The following is a 20521-nucleotide window of genomic DNA, read 5'->3' on the forward strand; positions in this document are numbered from 1 at the left end:
GGCGTTCCAAAAGCTCAACGCAGGGCAGCAAACCTCCAAAATAATTAATACCTTACACAAATAATACAAACACCAAAACAAGTGAAAGCCAGCAGAACGCCCTGCACGCTTTATACATTGGACGTTGCCCACAATTAAAGAAAAACAATCTCAAATAAAATGAAAAAATTAATTACCCTTATAGTTTTAATACAACTATCATACAATGGATTTTCACAAACTTGTGATTGTAAAGCAACACTGGAATGGGCTAAGAAAGTGTTTGAGGAAAATGATGCTGGTTTTTCTACAATTATGAATATGCAGGGAAAACCTCAAGCTTATAAAATTCATAATGCTTTATTTAGACAGAAAGTAGAAACTATTTTTGACATTACAAAGTGTGCCTCAACTATTGATGAATGGATGAAATTTTTTCGATCGGGTCATTTACGTTTTGCAGTTTTGCCTTCCATAGTAAATGACACTAATATCGAGAATCAGCCTAATGAAGATAGTAAATCAGAAAAAAAATGGGAAAAAATTGACTTCAATCTAGAGGAATTCAATTCGTATCTTTTAAAAAAGAATACATCTGATTTTGAAGGAGTATGGGTGAGTGGTCCTTACGAAATTGGAATAAGGAAGATTGGTGAGGAATACATAGGCTTTATTATAGATCCAGGCACTAGCAATTGGCAAAAGGGACAAGTGAAATTGAGAATAAAAAAAGATAGATCTGCTATCTATTTTATGGGTGACTATTCTGAAGAAAGAATGGAGAACACTCAGCTATGGGAAGCTGATTATTTAAGAATAGGATTTATCACATTACAACGTAAGTCTTCGTTGTTATCACCAAACTCTTTGGTAGCAGAATATTTTAAAGCAATAGAGGCGACTGAACCCTATTTTAAAAAACTAGATGAAAGTACAGTTTATATTAGAATCCCTAGTTTCAATCCTTCTGAGAAAGTCAAAATTGATAGTCTACTGAAAATACATCATTTGGATATTCTGAATGCACAAAATTTTCTAATCGACATAAGAAACAACAGCGGCGGTGGAGACTCAAGCTATGAAGAGCTAATACCTTATTTATATACCAATCCGATTAGAAAAATAGGTATTGAATATTTAGCTACAGAGTACAATAAAAAGATGTGGTTAGATTTTGCAAACAACAAAGGTTTTATAAAGGAGCTATATGGAGGAAAAGATTGGCCTGTTGAAATGCAAAAAGAATGTCAAGGTATATACGAGAAACTTGCTCCCTATGATGGGGAATTTGTTTCATTGGACGACTCTCCAGTTAAAGAGAATGTAATTGATAACGTTTATCCATTTCCAAAGAAAATAGGAATACTAATAAATGGGAATGTAGCGAGTACATCAGAACAATTTGTTCTTGCAGCTAGACAAAGTATGAAGGTGAAACTATTTGGAACAACAACTTATGGGGCGCTAGATATGTCAAATTTGAATTATGTTAAATCACCGTGCGGACAATTTTATATTAATTTCGCTTCTTCTAGAAGTAAGCGCTTACCTGAAAATAAAATTGATGATATCGGACTTCAACCTGATTACTATTTTGATAAAACCATTAAACCTTACAAGTGGATTGATAAGACAATAGAAATACTGAATTACAAGTAGCCAGTTGCCAACAAAGAACTGAGTTAAAAAACAAGTCTTTTACGCTAATCTTGATCTATAATTTTCACCTTAGTGTTTTAAAAGCTTCCACTTATAAAAATCTTAAGGATAAATAAAAAGTATATAGATTTATGAGATCACTTATCCTTATCGTAATACTTTTATCATCTATAACAATAATTGGACAAAACTTTCATACGGAATTTGAGTATGAGCCTACGGGTATAACGATTAAAAATAGTTATCCAAAGGGTGGACAAAAACACAAAGCGTTTAACGGCAAAGAATTCATTTACGTGACATTTTGGACTTGTATATCTAACGACACTGCGTCTACGATGGAACTAGAAATAGATTTTCCTGCTGATTCATTTACATTACCTTCATCGCCTGGTACAAATTTCAATGTATCAATCCCCAATGACGAAATGAAACTCGAAAAGGAGTCATTACCAAATTACGGTTTAGATATTACTGCATTTTTAGAAGAAAAAATAAATAAAAAATCCAACCTCAGAGCCACAATTGTACCTTTCAGCTCACATCTTTTTTATACGGTCGTAATCTCAGACAGAGGAGTAAATGGTCCGCTTAGGGCAGGATACGAATTAAAAGATGGAAAAATAATCTATAAAATAAATGACTTCGACTTACAATGCGGACGAATTATAAGTAAATAGTAATACCGTTTTGAGCAAATGAATACCTATAAACTTTCGTGCAACAATAACTTGAATAAATATAAGTCTTCTCAAACCTTCTGTTTGGTTTAAAAATAATAATACTTTATCGGTGTATTCCCGTAAATTCACACTATGAAACTCAACCTCCTATCCTGCGACGCCCAAAGACCAGACAAAAGAGCCATCGCAAGATGTGTCTCAGAAATTGCTATAAATGTGAGTGATTCCCTAGCCAACGAAATCACAGAAATACTCCTAGAAGGAGACGCTGTAGCCATTGAGATAGCAGACAACAATACTGCCAGCACGCTCAGGGCCTTGCGCAAGCTAGGTATAGATTACGAGATTGTAGAGTAAACTCGATTTTCTGCATACGTAAAATCATTCTTCATATCTTTGATAATATCAAATGATACTATCACAATGAAACCTCCTTATCAAATAACGCCAAAAATCTTAAATCTCATTAGTAGTATTTCTGAGAAAATTGGTGTTGTAAATGCTACATTTTTAGATAAACCCTCCCCACAGCTCAGAAAACAGAATAGAATAAAAACCATTCATTCCTCACTTCAAATTGAGGGAAATACGCTTACACTTGACCAAATAACTGCACTTCTAGAAAACAAGAGAGTCATAGGCCCCAAAAAAGATGTAACTGAGGTCGTAAATGCTATTTTCATTTATGAGCATTTAGAAAATTACAGCCCAAAAAACGAAAAATCATTTTTAGAGGCTCATCAAGACCTTATGGCTGGTCTTATAACAGATATTGGGAAATATAGGAATCAATCTGTAGGAATTGTAAAAGGCTCCAAAGTTGCACACGTTGCTCCGCCCGCTTCTAATGTTCCGTACTTAATGAAAGACCTTTTTAATTACTTATCCCATTCTGATGATATTGCTTTAATAAAAAGCTGTGTATTTCATTATGAAATGGAATTTATTCATCCCTTTCTCGACGGGAATGGGAGGATGGGGAGATTATGGCAAACTCTTTTATTGATGGAGAAATACCCCATCTTTGAATTTATTCCTTTTGAAACGTTAATCAGTAAAAATCAAGATGACTATTATAAAGCGCTAGCAGCTTCAGATAAATCTGGACAGTCCACCGTGTTCATTGAATTTATGCTTGATATCATTGATAGTTCGTTCAATGATTTGCTTAATTATAACAATCGCACGCTTACGCAAAAGGATAGATTGGATTATTTCATTTCATTGAATAAACGGGAATTCACGCGTAAGGATTATATGGATATCTTCAAAGATATTTCTTCTGCAACAGCTAGTCGCGACTTAAAAAAAGGAATTGAATTACGTCTCTTTGAGAAAAAGGGAACACTCAATAATACAAAATACTACCTTCCTACCTCCTAGGCAAATCACTATCCTCATCCTTTAACGGCAACTGCGAGCTCCCCATTAAAAACGCATCCACGTGGTGCGCGGCCTGACGGCCTTCAGAAATTGCCCAAACGATTAAAGATTGCCCACGACGCATATCGCCAGCCGTATACACACCTTTCACATTGGTTGCATATTGTGTCGCCTTGATATTACCACGCAAATCGGTATTTAGACCTAGTTGATCAATTAGCGTTTTTTCTGGACCTGTAAAACCTAAGGCAAGCAACACTAAATCACAATCCCACTTTTTCTCTGTTCCTGGAACTTCTTTAAGCGTTTTTCTTCCACTTGGCTCAGTGATCCACTCCACTTCTGAGGTAATGAGTCCTGTCAAATTTCCCTGCGCATCCCCCACAAATTCCTTGGTGGATATGCTAAACACTCGCTCCACGCCTTCCTTGTGCGATGAACTTGTACGCATACGCATCGGGTAGTACGGCCAGGGCTGTTCCTCTGGGCGTTCAATAGTTGGACGATTTAATATCTCAAAGTTTGTTACCGATGTCGCTCCCTGCCTATTTGAAGTTCCTATACAGTCTGAACCTGTATCGCCACCACCTATAACGACTACATTTTTATCAGTCGCGAGTACTTCTTCTTCCCATTCTTGAATTCCGTCCTGGCGCTCGTTATTCTGTTTTAGGAAATCCATTGCTTGATACACGCCTTTAAGATGTGCACCTTTTATAGGGATGTTTCTTCTCATAGTTGCGCCACCGCAAAGCACGATGGCGTCAAAATCATTTTTAAGCGTTTCTACACTTACATTTTGTCCTACGTGAGCATTGGTTTTAAAAGTAATACCCTCGGCCTCGAGTACTTCTAGTCTGCGGTCGATGACCTTCTTTTCCATTTTAAAATCTGGAATCCCGTAGCGCAATAAACCGCCTACCTTACTGTCGCGTTCAAAAACTGTTACCAGATGTCCTGCACGATTGAGCTGTTGTGCCGTGGCAAGGCCCGCTGGCCCCGAACCTATAACAGCTACTGTTTTTCCTGTACGCTCCGCTGTCGGTTTCGCTACAATCCAACCTTCATCAAAAGCGCGCTCCACAATATTCTTTTCAATATTCTCAATACTCACAGGGTCTTCGTTTATACCAAGCACACAGGCTTCCTCACAAGGCGCAGGACACAAACGGCCCGTAAATTCTGGAAAATTGTTGGTCGCGTGCAACATTCTAGACGCCTCTTTCCAGCGACCCTTGTACACCGCATCATTAAAATCAGGAATCAAATTCCCCAACGGACACCCCGAATGACAAAACGGAATCCCACAATCCATACAGCGCCCACCCTGCTTTTTAAGCTCAGGCTCCGTAAGTGGCACCGTAAATTCCTTATAATTCTTTACCCGCTCTTCTGGAGCGATATATGATTCGTCCTTACGTTCGTACTCTAAAAATCCAGTTACTTTTCCCATATTTATTTCCCGTGAAGACGGGAATCTCTTATTAAAAATTCTACAATTTTGTATGTTCTAAAATTGACCAAATAAATTCCACACATTACTTCTTTTATCAATCTCCAGCTTCTAAACCCGGTAGTTTCGATACAATTTTAAATTTCGCTACCGCTTCATTCAAAATCACTCAACCACCTAAAGCGTCTAACTTGCATCTTCCCACTTCCAACCTCCAACTCCAATACTTCCTAATTCCCTCTTACAACTCCCTCCTAAACTTCTAAACACATAAACCCCTAAACATCGAAAATTTATCTTCACCTCATACCTACAAGGTTTTAAAAACCTCGCAGGAGAACTCTGCTCAACTTCCTACTTCCTACTACCTACTCCCTCCTTCAAACTCCCTACTCTACCTAAACTCCTAAACACATAAACCCCTAAACTCAAAAACCTACTCCCCAACTTCACTCTCCTCAGCCTCTAACCTCAACAATGCCTGACGGTATTCCTCAGGATACACTTTCGTGAAATTTTTCACCTCATCTTCCCATTTTTCTAAAAGGCGTTGTGCCAAAGGTGAGTGCGTTGCATTGTAGTGCTTTTCGATTAAGTCGCGCAGTTCTTGATGGTCTTGCTCTGTTTCTACTTTTAGGAAATTGAGACCTTCTGCGTTTGCTTTTCGCGAAAGCGTACTTTCCTTATCATACACATAAGCAATCCCACCACTCATTCCTGCGCCGAAGTTTCTACCAACATCGCCCAAAATCACGGCGATACCGCCCGTCATATACTCACACCCGTGATCACCGATACCCTCTACAACAGCCCGCGCACCCGAGTTGCGGACACAAAAACGTTCTCCAGCCTTACCATTAATATACGCCTCACCCGAAGTCGCTCCGTAAAATGCCACATTCCCAATAATCACATTATCCTCTGGAATGATGGTTGCTTCGGTGGGGATTCTTACTATAATTCGGGCGCCAGAAAGTCCTTTCCCGATGTAGTCATTCGTATTTCCAGTCACCGAAAGGGTCAATCCTTTGGTAGCAAAAGCCCCAAAACTCTGCCCGGCAGAACCAGTAAAGTTCACCTTGAGCGTATTCTCTGGTAAGCCTTGCGCACCATAAATTTTTGAAATCTCATTACTCAGTATGGCTCCTACGGCTCTGTCTTCATTGGTTATTTTCATATCCAGCACCGTCTTTTCCTTGCGGAATAAAGCGGGATGCGCTTTTGAGATAATTTTAAAGTCCAATGCCTTCTCTAGATCGTGGTCCTGATTTTCTACGTGACGTAAAGGCTGGTCTTTTCCAGCAGGAACTTGGTGTAGAATTGGGGATAAATCCAATCCTAATGCTTTAAACTGTTTGATGGCGGTATTGCGTTCTAATTTATTTACTTGTCCTACCATTTCATCCATCGTCTTAAACCCGAGTTGTGCCATAATCTCGCGCAATTCCTGAGCGACGAAATACATAAAATTCACCACGTGCTCCGGCTTTCCTTTAAACTTCTTGCGCAAGTCTGGATTCTGCGTAGCAATTCCCACGGGACAGGTATTGAGATGGCAAACGCGCATCATTATACATCCCGAAGCGACCAAAGGTGCCGTGGCAAAACCAAACTCCTCTGCGCCCAGCAGGCAAGCAATGGCAACATCGCGCCCTGTTTTGAGTTGGCCGTCACATTCCAGTCGTACTCTGCCTCTCAGATTATTCATTACAAGGGTTTGCTGTGCTTCAGCGAGACCTAGTTCCCAGGGAAGGCCCGTATGTTTCACCGAAGTTAGTGGCGTTGCACCCGTTCCTCCATCGTGACCAGAGATTAGGATTACATCTGCTTTTGCTTTGGCCACACCTGCGGCCACAGTTCCCACGCCGACTTCGGAAACCAATTTTACATTTATACGAGCTTCCCTGTTTGCAGATTTTAAGTCGTAAATCAATTGCGACAAATCCTCTATGGAGTAAATATCGTGATGCGGTGGCGGGGAAATCAATCCTACGTAGGGCGTTGAATTTCGAGTTTTGGCAATTTCTGGATCTACTTTGGGTCCTGGAAGCTGGCCTCCTTCACCTGGTTTTGCACCTTGTGCCATTTTGATTTGAATCTCCGTAGCGTTGGTAAGATAGTTAGAGGTCACTCCAAAACGTCCAGATGCCACCTGCTTTATGGAGCTGTTGCGCCAGTCACCATTTACATCTTTATAAAAACGCGTCTGATCCTCACCTCCTTCTCCAGAGTTACTCTTCCCATCGATGCGGTTCATCGCAACGGCAAGTGTTTCGTGGGCTTCTTTACTTATGGAACCATAAGACATCGCCCCAGTTTTAAACCGTTTTACAATATCCGTCCACGGCTCAACCTCATCAATGTCTATGGGGTCGTGGTTTGTAAACTCAAACATACCACGTAGGGTCATCAGTTGTTTGGCTTGATTGTTTACCCTTTCGGCGTAATCTTTATAGACTACGGGTTTGTTGCTTCTAACTGCTTCTTGAAGTTTAGCAATCGTCATTGGGTTAAACAAATGCGCTTCCCCATCTCTTCTCCAGCGGTATTCTCCGCCCATTTCTAAATCTAGGTTTGCTGGAATGTCTGCTTTCGCGTAAGCGGAAGAATGACGTTTTGAAATTTCCTTTTCAATCGCGTGCAACCCAATTCCTTGAATCCTAGTCACTGTACGTGGAAAGTACTTTTCTACCGTCTGGGTGTTGATCCCGATGCACTCAAAGAGTTGCGAACTGCGGTACGAGTTCAAGGTCGAGATGCCTATTTTGTTCATCACCTTGAGCACTCCTTTACCCACCGCCTTGTTAAAATTCTGAATGGCCTCCTCTACCGTGGCGTCAGACATCGCTAGGTCTTCTGGGTGATGTTCGATGATTTCATTTACCATATAGGGATTTATCGCACTCGCTCCATACCCGAATAGGAGTGCAAAATGATGCACCTCACGAGGCTCAGCAGACTCAATAATGAGGCTCAATTGTGACCTTTTGTTGTGATTTGCCAGGCCGTTATTTACATAAGAACAGGCGAGCAATGCTGGGATGGGCGCCAGTGTCGCGCTCGTATTACGATCTGAAAGAATGATAATATTTGCTCCCTCATCCAGCGCAACACTTACATTGTGCAACAGCGATTCCAGCGATTCTTCCAGCCCGTTGTGTCCTTTTTCAATAGCATACAGCATCGAGACGGACTCGACCTTAAAGTTTTCATTATTGTAACTTTTAATCTTGTCCAAATCCTGTTTTGAAATGACTGGGTTTTGAATCTTCAACTTTTTACAATGTTCTGGACTGATGTCAAAAATGTTATAGTCGGCTCCCAGCGTTAAGGAAATATCAGTTATCAGTTCCTCCCGAATCCCGTCTAGTGGCGGATTTGTTACCTGCGCAAATAACTGCTTGAAGTAGTTGTAAATCAGTTGTGGTTTTTGCGAAAGCACAGCTATAGGCGCATCATTTCCCATAGACCCTATAGGTTCTTTAGCATTTACCGCCATCGGTAGGATAATGGTATTGATGTCTTCCTGCGTGTAGCCAAAAGTCAGCATTCGGTTTTTGAGCGGTGCTTCGTCCAGAAACAAGGGACACTCATTATAAGGTATATCTCTAAGGTGAACCAAATTCTTATCGAGCCACTCTTGATAAGGGTGGCGCGAGGCAATTTCTTCTTTGATTTCTTCGTCGTTTACAATGCGCCCCTGCACCATATCCACCAAAAACATTTTTCCGGGTTCTAATCTCCCGTGAAATTCTAGGTTTTCTGGAGCAATCTCGACCACACCTGTTTCTGAAGACATAATCACATAACCATCCTTAGTCACCGAGTAGCGCGAGGGTCTTAATCCATTTCGGTCTAGGACTGCTCCTATGTAATCTCCGTCTGTAAACGGTATGGAAGCCGGACCGTCCCAAGGTTCCATCAGGCAAGAATTGAATTCGTAAAAGGCGCGTTTTGCAGGCGACATATCGTCGTTTTTCTCCCACGCTTCGGGCACGAGCATCATCATTACTTCGGGAAGTGAGCGCCCTGTCATAAGCAGCAACTCCACCACCATATCCATAGAAGCACTGTCTGATTTCCCTGGAAGCACGACGGGTAACACGGCTTTGATTTCGTCGCCAAAATATGGGCTCTGCATCAATTCTTCCCGCGCGTACATTCTCGTCACGTTCCCGCGCAACGTATTAATTTCCCCATTGTGACACATATATCTAAACGGCTGGGCAAGGTCCCAGGTTGGGAATGTATTGGTCGAGAATCGTTGGTGCACCAATGCTAGTCGCGTCACCACACTCGGGTCCATCAACTCCTTATAATATATCTTGATATCCTCTGGGATGAGGAGTCCTTTATATATGATGGTTTTGGTCGAGAAACTGGGCAAATAGAAAAAGGTGCGTTCGGAGAGTTTTGAATTGTATATGGTATGCTCGGTTTTCTTACGAGCGGTAAATCTTTTTAAGTCAAATGCAAACTGGTAGGAGGTTTCTTTGTTCGCTTTCGCGAAAGCGGACTCATCCCCATCACGGTCATAAGAAACAAACACCTGCTTAATAAATGGCTCAGAAACAGAAGCGATCTCTCCCAAAATCGACGCCTCTACAGGCACATCGCGCCAGCCCAAAACGGTAAGCCCTTGCTCCCGAAGATTATCCTCAAAAAGTTGCACACACCACGCACGCTGGTTCTCCTTACGCGGAAAAAACACATTACTCACCGCATATTGCCCAGCCTCTGGAAGTTCAAAATCACATTCCTTTACAAAGAAATCGTGGGGAATATCAATAAGAATTCCCGCGCCGTCACCTGTCTTCCCATCTGCACTTACGGCGCCTCTATGTTCTAGTTTTTCAAGAATCTCGAGGGCCTTATGTATAATGTCATTAGACTTTTCTCCTTTAAGGCTACATATAAATCCTGCACCGCAAGCATCGTGTTCAAATTCTGGAAGATATAATCCTTGTTTTTTTAGCATTTTGTGTGGCATTTTTTGAGCGTTTTGAGCCCGTGTCATCACATCAATATAAAGACCAATTTCTGGCTCACAAAATGTTGCCCTTCTTATTACGAACATCGAAATATTACCCTATTGATATTTCCATATCATCAGTAAGACCCCATTCAAATTACATTATTCTCTTTGCAAAATTTTTATCTAAAAACACGAAATCGTTATCGTAAAATCAACGATTCGCATATTTCACAATAAATACTTTAATGAAATATTCAATTAGCTGTCAAAACCTCAATTTTTCAATTATGATATTGTAATAAATATTAGTATAAAATTATACACCCCTATTTTTTAAGGGGGTAAAATCAAATAATCCATAAAAATTTAGATTACACCCCTATTTTATAAGATGCCTATTAACATTTTATTTAGATTTGACATCATCAATCATCAAAAATCGAACAGTTATGAATCAAAAATTACTTATTATCTGTATCCTAGTAACAACATCCCTTTTTGGACAAGAGGTTGAAACTTCAAAAGAGAAGCAATTTACCTTTAGCGGAAGCGTAGACACTTACTTTAGACAAAATCTGGACGGTCCTAATGGTGAGGATGCTATAGCGCCCAACACCTCCTTTGCAAACCTGAACGGATTTGCGCTGGGGATGGCAAATGTGATAGGTAGCTTTGAAAGCAAGAACGGAAAAGTGGGCGCCGTGGCAGATCTTGTCTTTGGCCCAAGAGGAGAGGAAGCCGTTTTCTTATCAAGCCCTTCCTCTAATATTGTAAATCAGCTCTACGTGTATTGGAATGTTTCTGAAAAGGTGAAGTTTACTTTTGGGAACTTCAACACTTTTTTAGGGTATGAGGTGATTTCTCCAGTAGACAACTTTAATTACTCTACGTCTTATATGTTTAGTTATGGACCATTTTCCCATACAGGCATCAAGGCAGACTTCTCACTAGCAGATGACTGGAGCGCAATGGTCGCCATTCTCAACAATACCGATGCTACGGAATTCAACTTTGATAACGATTATACCCTGGGAGCACAGCTAGGCTACAAAGACACCTTTCTAAACTTCCTATACGGAAAACAAAGTGGCAATACCGAAGCGACCTTCCAAGTAGACCTTACCACAGGGCACAATCTTTCGGATGATTTTTATTTAGGTGTAAATGCCACGTATGCTGACACTGATGGATCGGCCTTTTATGGGGTTGCGCTATATCCGCAATACGGAATATCAGACAGCTTTACTCTAGGCGCAAGAGCAGAATATTTCGCGGAAGCGGAACAAGGAGCAGGCGCCATAGGTGGCTATGATGAAGATGGAGACGCCTCAGTCATTGCACTCACGCTCACAGGAAGTTACTCCATAGGAGACCTCACCATAAAACCAGAACTGAGACTGGACAGCACCAGCGAACCCACTTTTCTGGACACAGACTTAGAACCTTCTGACTCGCTTACATCATTCCTGATTGCGGGTATCTATAAATTTTAACCATTAAATACAATGAAAAAAGTAGAAGCAATTATTCGGAAATCAAAATTCTCTGCCGTAAAAAACGCCTTGCACGATGTAGGGGTGAATTTCTTTTCCTACTGGGATGTGACAGGACTGGGGAATGAGAAAAAAGGCTCCGTGTATCGGGGCGTATCGTACAGCACGAGTGACATCCAGCGCAGGTATCTCTCTATCGTAGTAAATGATGATTTTGAAGAAATCACAGTCCAAACGATTATCCAAGCCGCCAAAACTGGCGAAGTAGGCGACGGAAAAATTTTTGTGTCCGACATCAAAGATTGTTACCGCATTCGTACAGGCGAAAAAGGAGGGCAGACACTTAAATAACTCATCAAATCAACGACACGAATACTATGGAAATTTTAACAACTAATAATGTGTGGATGATGATCTGCACGGCACTTGTTTTCTTTATGCACCTGGGATTTTCTTTGCTAGAAATCGGACTAACGCGTCAAAAGAACACGCTTAATATTTTATTCAAGAATATTTTTATCATCACGGTAGGATTACTTCTCTATGCCTTAATAGGCTTTAATCTGATGTATCCGGGCGACTTTAATGGTTTCTTAGGATTTGCCGGATTTGGACTGGACGCACCCCTCACCGCAGAAGGAGCTCTCGACCTCACCTATAATGAAGGTTACACGTACTATACAGACTTCCTTTTTCAAGGGATGTTTGCAGCGACCGCTGCCACCATCGTTTCTGGTGCCGTAGCAGAGCGCATTAAAATAGGTCCTTTTATGATTTTTACTATCATCTATGTAGGTCTGGTCTACCCTATCGCCGGCTCGTGGTTTTGGGGTGGCGGATTCCTAAAAACTATGGATACGCCATTCTATGATTTTGCTGGGTCTACACTCGTGCATTCTGTAGGAGGTTGGGCCGCTGTGGTTGCCGTCTGGTTACTAGGCGCACGTATTGGAAAATTCAAAAATGGAAAGCCACAGCCTATTCCAGGGCACAATATCCCACTGGCGACGGCTGGAGTTTTGATACTTTGGCTGGGATGGTTTGGGTTCAACGGTGGCTCTGTACTTTCGGCAGATCCTTCGCTTACTTCACTTACACTAGTCACAACATGCCTTGCGGCTGCCGCAGGGGGTGTGGTTGCAGCGCTTGCAAGTACAATCATGTATAAAAATCTTGACCTCACAATGTTTCTGAACGGTATTCTGGGAGGTCTCGTAGCCATTACGGCTGGCGCCGACCAAATGAGTGCTATGGACGCTATATTTGTGGGAAGCATAGGCGGTCTCCTCATTGTTCTTGCGGTTGCCTTTGTTGATAAGATCAAACTGGATGATCCCGTGGGAGCAATTGCCGTACACCTTATCTGTGGGATATGGGGAACGCTGGCGGTAGGAATGTTTGGTGCCCTTAAAGGCGTAGACCAGTTTTTGAGTCAGCTTATCGGGATTGCTTCTTATGCAGCTATTTGTATCGTTACCAGCTTTTTGATTTTCTTTGTTCTCAAGAAAACAATGGGCATAAGAGTTTCAGAAACTGAGGAACTCGAAGGCCTAGACGCTCACGAGCACGGGATGAGTGCCTATCCCGACTTTAGACTGAATGAACATTAATGCAATAGTGGTTAATACTTTAAGGAGCGCTCTAGTCTTTTGACTAGGGCGTTTTTTTTATTTTTACGCTCCTGCCTGCCGGCGAGGCAGGTTCGCGAAAGCACATTTCTCAATATTTCAAAAAGTTGATTTTAGTAAGTCGTACGATTAATGATTACTTTTAATAGCTAACTAAGAGACCACCGGAATATGAACGCCACTATATTTAAAATAGGAATCTGTACCCAAAAAAGCAACCTACTGCATTTCCTTCTAACGACATTTCTGTGCCTCATCATAACTTCCTGCGATCAAACGAAATCTACCCAAGACCAGAGCAAACTAACAACAGAAAGTGCTAAGCCGGACAAAGGAATTCAGAAACTGTACAACGTAGACCTCACCGTCCCTCCTCCGATAAGCGAATTTGTACGGCGCATTTTTGAGGATAGCAATGGGAATTTATGGCTAGGTACAAACGGCGATGGTGTCTTGCGGTATGATGGGAAATCACTTTCTCGCTTTTCTTTAGAAGAGGGATTTGACGGTCTTGCTATACGCGCCATTGTTCAGGATGATGATAAAAATATATGGTTTGGAACTGAACGAGGATTAGTGAAGTATGACGGGCAAAAATTCACTAGCTATAATCAGGACGATGGTCTGGCCGGAGAAAACATTTGGAGTCTTAAACTTGACAAAAATGGTGAGCTATGGATTGGGACAATAGGTGGAGTAAGTCGTTATGACGGCACAACATTTACAAATGTCCCGCTACCTGATACAGAAATCGATACTCAGCGCGGTGTTTCAAGTTCAGAAAATGTGAGTAGTATTTTTCAGGATAGTGAAGGGATACTTTGGTTTGGAAAAAGTGGTGGTGCTTTTATGTACGACCTAGGAAAAAAGCAAATTACAAAGCATTTTTCCGAAAAAGACGGACTCGCAAATAATGGGGTAAATGATATTCTAGAAGACCGAAATGGCAATATGTGGTTTGCCACACATCACAGGGGCGTGAGCCGTTATGACGGAGAAAGTTTTACAAATTATACTAAAGATGGTATCATAAAAGGGGACGAGGTATGGAGCCTTTTTGAAGATTCCAAAGGAAATATCTGGTTCCCTGCCGAAAATGTAGGTGTTTACAAATATGATGGCAACACATTTACATTGTATAACGAAGAAAATGGACCGGGGACTAATGCGGTTCAGACCATTTATGAAACTAGAGATGGGCGTATCTGGTTCGGAGGTTACAAAGGCTTGTATCGATTAGAAGGTGATCGAATCATTGAGATTTTTGAGACTGGGCCTTGGGATTAATTATAAAATTAGTTCTCGACTGCGCTCGAACGGACATCACGAGCTAATTACAAATCAGCGATCCACCTGAATCACTTCAAGATTATCAATTTTACCTTGATCTACCGTAAATCGTAACATCGTGCGCACTTTATGAAAGCCGTGTTTGCCGATTGCTCCGGGATTCATATGCAGGAGTCCTAGTTTTTTATCCTGCACCACTTTAAGAATGTGGCTGTGACCACATATAAAAAGTTTGGGTGGATTTGCTCGTATTTCATCTCGTATCGCTGGAGAATATCGTCCTGGGTAACCGCCTATATGGGTAATCCAAACGTCTACCCCTTCACACAAAAACCTGTTGTTGAGCGGGAATTCTTGTCGTGCTTCCGTATCATCTATGTTTCCGTAAACGGCGCGTAGGGGTTTTAGTTTTTTTAGTTCATCGGTTACTTTTAAATCGCCTATATCGCCAGCGTGCCATACCTCATCTGCCCAATCAGCGTGTGTCAGCATATGCTCATCTATGTAACTGTGGGTATCACTAAGCAGGAGTATCTTTTTCAAAAGTGTGGGTTTATGCTTTCGCGAAAGCGTAAAAACCTCCGCAACAATTATCTTTACCCAAAAATACGACAGTTTGCGTTATTTCATTGAGCTTTCTTACTTCGGAAAATCCTACCACGGCTGGCAACGACAACCCAATGCTGTTACCGTGCAACAAACCATCGAGGAAGCCTTGTCCACAATTTTAAGGCACGATTTGAAAATTATGGGTGCAGGTCGCACAGATACGGGGGTGCACGCCACACAAATGTATGCCCACGTAGATTTTGACTTTGAGAATGCTCCCTCTTCTGAAGATGACTTAAATAAACTCACTCACAAACTCAACAGATTTCTTCCTCCAGATATTGCCATACGATCCATTTTTAAAGTAAGCAATGAGGCTCATACACGCTTTGACGCTACGGCACGTTCTTACGTATATCGTGTTGCGCTGGACAAGAATCCATTTACTACGGATGCCGCGTTTTATTGCAAATCTCCACTTGACATTGACAAGATGAACAGTGCCGCTCAGATTCTAATGAACTACTGTGATTTCGAATGTTTCTCAAAGTCAAAAACAGACGTGAACACGTATCTTTGTAACATTACGGAAGCAAGATGGGAGGAGGTAGAAAATGAACTTGAATTTCATATCACGGCAGACCGTTTCTTACGTAATATGGTGCGTGCCATCGTAGGAACCCTTATCGAGATAGGCCAGGGAAAACAACCGGTGGAATGGATACACGAGGTCATTGCAAGTAAAACAAGAGGAACAGCCGGAACATCAGTGCCCGCGCAAGGATTATATCTAACTAAAATTGAGTACCTAAAAACGATTTTTTAACCGCAGCTATGGCAGATACTAAAGGAAAAGCATTTGACACAAAACTGTTTAAACGGCTATTGCAGTTTGCAAGTCCGTACAGAAAACAGCTTGTGACCGCTGCCTTGGGAGCAATTATCCTCTCCTTGTGCGCCGCGTTGCGTCCTCGTTTTATGAAGCTTGCCATAGATGATGGGATCACCGCTAAGTCTGAGGATGACCTTATTTACTACATCGCATTAATAGGGGTTGTTTTATTAGGGCAAGTTATTTTTCAGCTCATTTTTATTTATACCTCAAATTGGGTCGGGCAACAGGTAATCAAGGATATACGGGTCAAGCTTTTTGATCATATGCTCAAGTTTAAGATGCAGTATTACGATAAAAGTGCCGTGGGAAGATTGGTCACTCGAGCGGTGGGAGATATAGAAACCATCTCAAGTATTTTTAGTCAAGGACTCTTTATGATTATCTCAGACCTACTAATGATGGGTGTGGTGCTGGGCTTTATGTTTTACGAGAGTTGGAGAACAACCTTAATCGTGCTTGCGGTTTTTCCTATTATTTTATACGCCACCCGAGTCTTCCAAAAAGCGATGAAAGTAGCCTTTGAAGAAGTACGCACACAGGTTGCAAACCTCAACACCTTTGTACAAGAACGGGTCACAGGAATGAAAATCGTACAGATTTTTACGCGCGAAGCGATTGAGCATAAAAAATTTAAGGCCATCAACAAAAAACATATGGACGCGTGGAACAAGACGGTATGGTACAACTCCATCTTCTTCCCCATTGCAGAGATGTGCACATCTGTAACTATAGGCCTAATCGCTTGGTTCATCGGCTCGCGAATTGCTCAGGGTGACCCTGGATATAGCATCGGTATTCTGGTGGCCTTCATTTCTTATATCCAGATGCTTTTTACGCCACTGCGTCAGATTGCAGATAAATTTAATACCCTCCAGATGGGAATGGTGGCTGCAAATCGTGTATTTGGAATTCTCGATACCGAGTCACAAATACAAAATACTGGAACCCTAAGACTGGATAAAACCGAGGGGCGTATTTCGTTTGACAATGTTCGTTTTAGTTATGTGGAAGGCGAGGAAGTTTTAAAAGGGATTTCACTGGATGTAAAAGCTGGACAAACAGTTGCGATCGTGGGTTCTACTGGTGCTGGAAAATCTACAATCATTAATTTGTTAAGTCGGTTTTATGAGATCGATAGTGGGTTAATTTCCATAGATGATGTATCTATTAAGGAGATTCAGCTGGAAGTGTTGCGCAAGGAGATTGCTGTTGTGCTCCAAGATGTTTTCCTATTTGCAGATTCCATCTTGAACAACATTACCTTAAATGACACCTCCATTACTGAGGAAGATGTGATTGCAGCTGCAAAAGCTATCGGCGTTCATAAGTTCATCTCAAGTTTGCCTGATGGATACCACTACAATGTGAAAGAACGGGGCGCGATGCTCTCTAGCGGACAGCGACAGCTCATTGCTTTCTTGCGTGCCTATGTGAGCAATCCTGCGATTTTAGTTCTGGACGAAGCCACCTCTTCGGTAGATTCGCATAGTGAACAACTCATACAAAAAGCTACAGACAAGATTACACAAGGGCGAACTTCTATCGTTATTGCTCACCGTCTTGCCACCATAAAAAAAGCAGATCTCATTATCGTTATGGAAAAAGGCAAGATCGTGGAACAAGGGACTCACAAGGAACTCCTTGCTCAAGAAAGCGGATACTACAAGAACTTGTACGAGGTTCAGTTTATGGCAGAAGTGGTTTGATTTTAGGCTTTAGGCTTTAGGCTTTAGGCTTTAGGCAAAAAAAATGCTGAAGGGTGAATAAAAAATCAAAACGTAATTTTCTCTTTTCCGCTTTCGCGAAAGCGTACTCATCTTAAACATATCACAAGAGCAAACTATCTATTTCCGAAGACTGTAGACATTTCGTAAATTCGTGAGAAAAGAAAGCGCCTTGAAATTTCAATTAAAATCTGAATTTAAACCTACTGGGGATCAGCCTGAAGCAATCAATGCTTTGGTCAAAGGTCTTAATGAAAATGATCCGTACCAAACACTTTTAGGTGTTACAGGTAGTGGTAAAACATTTACAGTTGCAAACGTTATTGAGCGCACACAAAAACCTACGCTTGTTCTTGCTCATAACAAAACGCTCGCAGCACAATTATACAGTGAGTTTAAAGCATTCTTCCCTGACAATGCGGTAGAGTATTTTGTTTCCTACTACGACTATTACCAGCCAGAAGCGTTTATCCCTTCTTCTGGAACTTATATTGAGAAAGACCTTTCCATAAATGAGGAAATCGAGAAGATGCGTCTAAGCACCACCTCTTCCTTACTATCTGGAAGACGCGATGTGATTGTTGTAGCATCTGTTTCCTGTCTTTACGGTATCGGGAATCCAGCCGAATTTCAAAAAAATGTCATTGAGATAAAAAAAGACCAAGTCATCGCGCGTACAATGCTTCTTAAAAAGCTTGTACAAAGTTTATATTCCAGAACCGAAGGAGAATTTAACCGCGGGAATTTTAGGATTAAAGGAGATATCGTCGAGATTTTTCCTGGGTATGATGACATTGCTTATCGTGTGCATTTTTTTGGCGATGAGATAGAAGTCATAGAGGCCTTTGACCCTAAGGACAGCAATGTCCTAGAGAAATACGAGCGTCTGCGCATTTACCCGGCAAATATGTTTGTGACTTCGCCAGATGTGCTACAAGGAGCGATAAATAATATAGGCGAGGATCTTGTGAAGCAAGTTGATTACTTTAAAGACATAGGCAAACATCTAGAAGCAAAGCGCCTGGAGGAACGCACCAATTTTGACTTAGAGATGATACGCGAACTGGGATATTGTTCTGGTATTGAGAATTACTCGCGTTATCTCGATGGCAGAGAACCGGGAACACGTCCTTTTTGCCTACTCGATTATTTTCCAAATGACTATTTAATGGTTGTGGATGAAAGTCACGTGACCGTATCTCAAGTAAGCGCTATGTACGGTGGCGACCGCAGTCGTAAAGAAAACCTTGTAGACTACGGCTTCAGGCTCCCCGCAGCAATGGATAATCGCCCGCTTAAGTTTGAAGAGTGGGAAGCATTACAAAATCAAGTCATTTATGTTTCTGCTACCCCAGCAGATTATGAATTGCAAAAGTCAGAAGGGATTTATGTAGAGCAAATCATACGCCCGACTGGACTGTTAGACCCTGTAGTCGAGGTGCGCCCATCTCTGAATCAAATAGACGACCTTATAGAGGAGATTAATATTGTAGTTGCTCGTGATGAGCGCATCCTTGTGACCACGCTTACTAAAAGAATGGCAGAGGAACTTACCAAATACTTGATGCGCATCGACATTAGAACGCGCTACATTCACTCTGACGTAGATACACTAGAGCGTGTGGAGATTATGCAAGACTTAAGAAAAGGCTTGTATGATGTTCTTGTAGGAGTAAACCTATTGCGTGAAGGTCTTGACTTGCCAGAGGTATCTCTAGTTGCTATTCTGGATGCAGATAAAGAAGGTTTCTTAAGAAGCAACCGCTCCCTTACGCAAACCATAGGGCGTGCTGCTCGAAATATCAATGGTAAAGCAATTCTCTATGCAGATAAGATTACACGGAGTATGCAGGAAGCAATGGACGCTTCAGATTACAGAAGAAACAAACAGATCGCCCATAACACGGAGCACGGTCTCAGTCCCGTAGCCATCAAAAAATCCTTAGACAGCGCTTTAGTACGCAAGCAAACTTACAAACTGGAAGCAGACAACCTCATAAACCTCGCCGCCGAAGATCCAGAAGAGTACCTAACTAAGCCAGAAATAGAAAAGAAAATAAGAGCTACTCGTAAGGCAATGGAAACTGCCGCAAAGGAATTGGACTTTATGCAGGCCGCTAAGCTTAGGGATAAGATTAAAATGTATCAGGAACAGGTTAAAGAGTTGGCATAAAAAAAGCTCCCGATTTTTCGGGAGCTTTATCAACGAACTTAAAACCAATCTTATCCTAATTTATGATATCTCTATCAAGCGCTTAGGCTGCGTTTTTGCTTCTTCTCTTTTTGGGAGCTCAACGTGCAATACCCCATCTACATATTCTGCCTTGATTTCGGCCGTGTTGATCGTATCTGGGAGATTGAAATTCCTCTTAAATGTTGAGAACGAAAACTCTCTTCGGGTATACTTCCCCTCTTCTTTTTGATCATTTTCAGTTTTTTGTTCTGCAGAAATGGAAAGCATATCGTTATCTAACTCAATATTAAAATCCTCTTTCTTCATTCCTGGCGCTGCAACTTGTACGGAGAAGGAATCTTCTCTTTCGATTACGTTAACCGCTGGAGTATTCATCGCAAAACTATTAGACGTTCCTCCGAACCAATCTGCTTTTAGAAAATCGTCTAAAAGGTTAGGTAATTGTGCTGTTTGATTTCTTTTTACTAGTGTCATATCAATAATTTTTAAAGTTATTTTTTATTTTGATATGTCTTAGGCAAAGTTAATTCCAAATGCGATTTAATGTCATTGTGTCTTGTTTTAATGTTAAATATATGCCATTTTGACACCTTGAGGCGCGTTATTTATTTGTGTT

The 20521-nt window shown here is 41.4% G+C and carries 15 protein-coding genes; 11 read left to right on the plus strand and 4 right to left on the minus strand.

All coding sequences use genetic code 11. The features are described from left to right. Positions 1-159 precede the first annotated feature (159 nt). The 4 genes from EAX61_RS14585 (at position 160) to EAX61_RS14600 (ending at position 3704) form a co-directional block, all read left to right on the plus strand. Positions 160-1638 (plus strand): S41 family peptidase, encoded by a 1479-nt coding sequence (locus tag EAX61_RS14585; RefSeq protein ID WP_121918453.1) that lies wholly within the window; start codon positions 160-162, stop codon positions 1636-1638. A gap of 131 nt (positions 1639-1769) precedes the next feature. Continuing rightward, positions 1770-2318 (plus strand): hypothetical protein, encoded by a 549-nt coding sequence (locus EAX61_RS14590; protein WP_121918454.1) that lies wholly within the window; start codon positions 1770-1772, stop codon positions 2316-2318. Positions 2319-2453: 135 nt separating this feature from the next. Then, entirely contained in the window at positions 2454-2678 is a 225-nt protein-coding gene (locus EAX61_RS14595) for a hypothetical protein (protein WP_121918455.1), read from the plus strand. 66 nt (positions 2679-2744) lie between these two features. Next, a complete protein-coding gene (locus tag EAX61_RS14600) occupies positions 2745-3704 on the plus strand; it encodes a Fic family protein (RefSeq protein ID WP_121918456.1) in 960 nt (319 codons plus the stop codon). Here EAX61_RS14600 and EAX61_RS14605 read toward each other — a convergent pair. Both EAX61_RS14605 and gltB read right to left on the minus strand, forming a co-directional pair. After that, the gene (locus tag EAX61_RS14605; protein WP_121918457.1) at positions 3694-5157 is read right to left on the minus strand and encodes a glutamate synthase subunit beta; all 1464 of its coding nucleotides are present in this window, start codon (positions 5155-5157) and stop codon (positions 3694-3696) included. The two genes, EAX61_RS14600 and EAX61_RS14605, sit on opposite strands and share 11 nt — an antisense overlap. Positions 5158-5593: 436 nt before the next feature. Beyond that, complete coding sequence (gene gltB, locus EAX61_RS14610; protein WP_121918512.1) at positions 5594-10135, minus strand: glutamate synthase large subunit; 4542 nt, start codon at positions 10133-10135, stop codon at positions 5594-5596. Positions 10136-10581: 446 nt separating this feature from the next. On the opposite strand from gltB, the gene EAX61_RS14615 reads away from it, so the two are divergent. The 4 genes from EAX61_RS14615 to EAX61_RS14630 all read left to right on the plus strand — a co-directional run bounded on the left by EAX61_RS14615 (position 10582) and on the right by EAX61_RS14630 (position 14540). Continuing rightward, positions 10582-11625, plus strand: a complete 1044-nt coding sequence (locus EAX61_RS14615; protein WP_121918458.1) for a porin — start codon at positions 10582-10584, stop codon at positions 11623-11625. A gap of 12 nt (positions 11626-11637) precedes the next feature. After that, positions 11638-11976, plus strand: coding sequence for a P-II family nitrogen regulator (locus tag EAX61_RS14620; RefSeq protein ID WP_121918459.1), 339 nt, complete (start codon positions 11638-11640; stop codon positions 11974-11976). Between the two features lie 26 nt (positions 11977-12002). After that, positions 12003-13235 (plus strand): ammonium transporter, encoded by a 1233-nt coding sequence (locus EAX61_RS14625; protein WP_121918460.1) that lies wholly within the window; start codon positions 12003-12005, stop codon positions 13233-13235. A 189-nt stretch (positions 13236-13424) separates the two neighbouring features. Further along, positions 13425-14540 carry a ligand-binding sensor domain-containing protein gene (locus EAX61_RS14630; protein WP_121918461.1) on the plus strand — a complete coding sequence of 372 codons (1116 nt, stop codon included), beginning with the start codon at positions 13425-13427 and terminating at the stop codon, positions 14538-14540. 54 nt (positions 14541-14594) lie between these two features. Here EAX61_RS14630 and EAX61_RS14635 read toward each other — a convergent pair whose 3' ends face one another. Then, positions 14595-15086, minus strand: coding sequence for a metallophosphoesterase family protein (locus tag EAX61_RS14635; RefSeq protein ID WP_121918462.1), 492 nt, complete (start codon positions 15084-15086; stop codon positions 14595-14597). 73 nt (positions 15087-15159) lie between these two features. Between EAX61_RS14635 and truA the strand changes: the two genes are divergently transcribed. The 3 genes from truA (at position 15160) to uvrB (ending at position 19884) form a co-directional block, all read left to right on the plus strand. Beyond that, positions 15160-15918, plus strand: coding sequence for a tRNA pseudouridine(38-40) synthase TruA (gene truA, locus EAX61_RS14640; RefSeq protein ID WP_121918513.1), 759 nt, complete (start codon positions 15160-15162; stop codon positions 15916-15918). Between the two features lie 8 nt (positions 15919-15926). Then, positions 15927-17693: an ABC transporter ATP-binding protein gene (locus EAX61_RS14645; RefSeq protein ID WP_121918463.1), complete on the plus strand. Its 1767-nt coding sequence runs from the start codon at positions 15927-15929 to the stop codon at positions 17691-17693. Between the two features lie 190 nt (positions 17694-17883). Continuing rightward, on the plus strand, positions 17884-19884 hold the full coding sequence (uvrB, locus tag EAX61_RS14650) for an excinuclease ABC subunit UvrB (RefSeq protein ID WP_121918514.1): 2001 nt from the start codon (positions 17884-17886) through the stop codon (positions 19882-19884). Between the two features lie 60 nt (positions 19885-19944). On the opposite strand, the gene EAX61_RS14655 is transcribed toward uvrB, so the two are convergent. Beyond that, positions 19945-20379 carry an Hsp20/alpha crystallin family protein gene (locus EAX61_RS14655; RefSeq protein ID WP_121918464.1) on the minus strand — a complete coding sequence of 145 codons (435 nt, stop codon included), beginning with the start codon at positions 20377-20379 and terminating at the stop codon, positions 19945-19947. Between the last annotated feature and the right edge of the window lie 142 nt (positions 20380-20521).

This window comes from Dokdonia sinensis (genome assembly GCF_003688895.1).
In the GTDB taxonomy this organism is placed as follows: domain Bacteria; phylum Bacteroidota; class Bacteroidia; order Flavobacteriales; family Flavobacteriaceae; genus Dokdonia; species Dokdonia sinensis.

Bases quoted from the DNA above. Each gene is read 5' to 3' on its own strand.
- EAX61_RS14585 (WP_121918453.1), top strand. From the start codon at position 160: ATGAAAAAATTAATTACCCTTATAGTTTTAATACAACTATCATACAAT.
- EAX61_RS14590 (WP_121918454.1), top strand. From the start codon at position 1,770: ATGAGATCACTTATCCTTATCGTAATACTTTTATCATCTATAACAATA.
- EAX61_RS14595 (WP_121918455.1), top strand. From the start codon at position 2,454: ATGAAACTCAACCTCCTATCCTGCGACGCCCAAAGACCAGACAAAAGA.
- EAX61_RS14600 (WP_121918456.1), top strand. From the start codon at position 2,745: ATGAAACCTCCTTATCAAATAACGCCAAAAATCTTAAATCTCATTAGT.
- EAX61_RS14605 (WP_121918457.1), bottom strand. From the start codon at position 5,157: ATGGGAAAAGTAACTGGATTTTTAGAGTACGAACGTAAGGACGAATCA.
- gltB (WP_121918512.1), bottom strand. From the start codon at position 10,135: ATGCTAAAAAAACAAGGATTATATCTTCCAGAATTTGAACACGATGCT.
- EAX61_RS14615 (WP_121918458.1), top strand. From the start codon at position 10,582: ATGAATCAAAAATTACTTATTATCTGTATCCTAGTAACAACATCCCTT.
- EAX61_RS14620 (WP_121918459.1), top strand. From the start codon at position 11,638: ATGAAAAAAGTAGAAGCAATTATTCGGAAATCAAAATTCTCTGCCGTA.
- EAX61_RS14625 (WP_121918460.1), top strand. From the start codon at position 12,003: ATGGAAATTTTAACAACTAATAATGTGTGGATGATGATCTGCACGGCA.
- EAX61_RS14630 (WP_121918461.1), top strand. From the start codon at position 13,425: ATGAACGCCACTATATTTAAAATAGGAATCTGTACCCAAAAAAGCAAC.
- EAX61_RS14645 (WP_121918463.1), top strand. From the start codon at position 15,927: ATGGCAGATACTAAAGGAAAAGCATTTGACACAAAACTGTTTAAACGG.
- EAX61_RS14655 (WP_121918464.1), bottom strand. From the start codon at position 20,379: ATGACACTAGTAAAAAGAAATCAAACAGCACAATTACCTAACCTTTTA.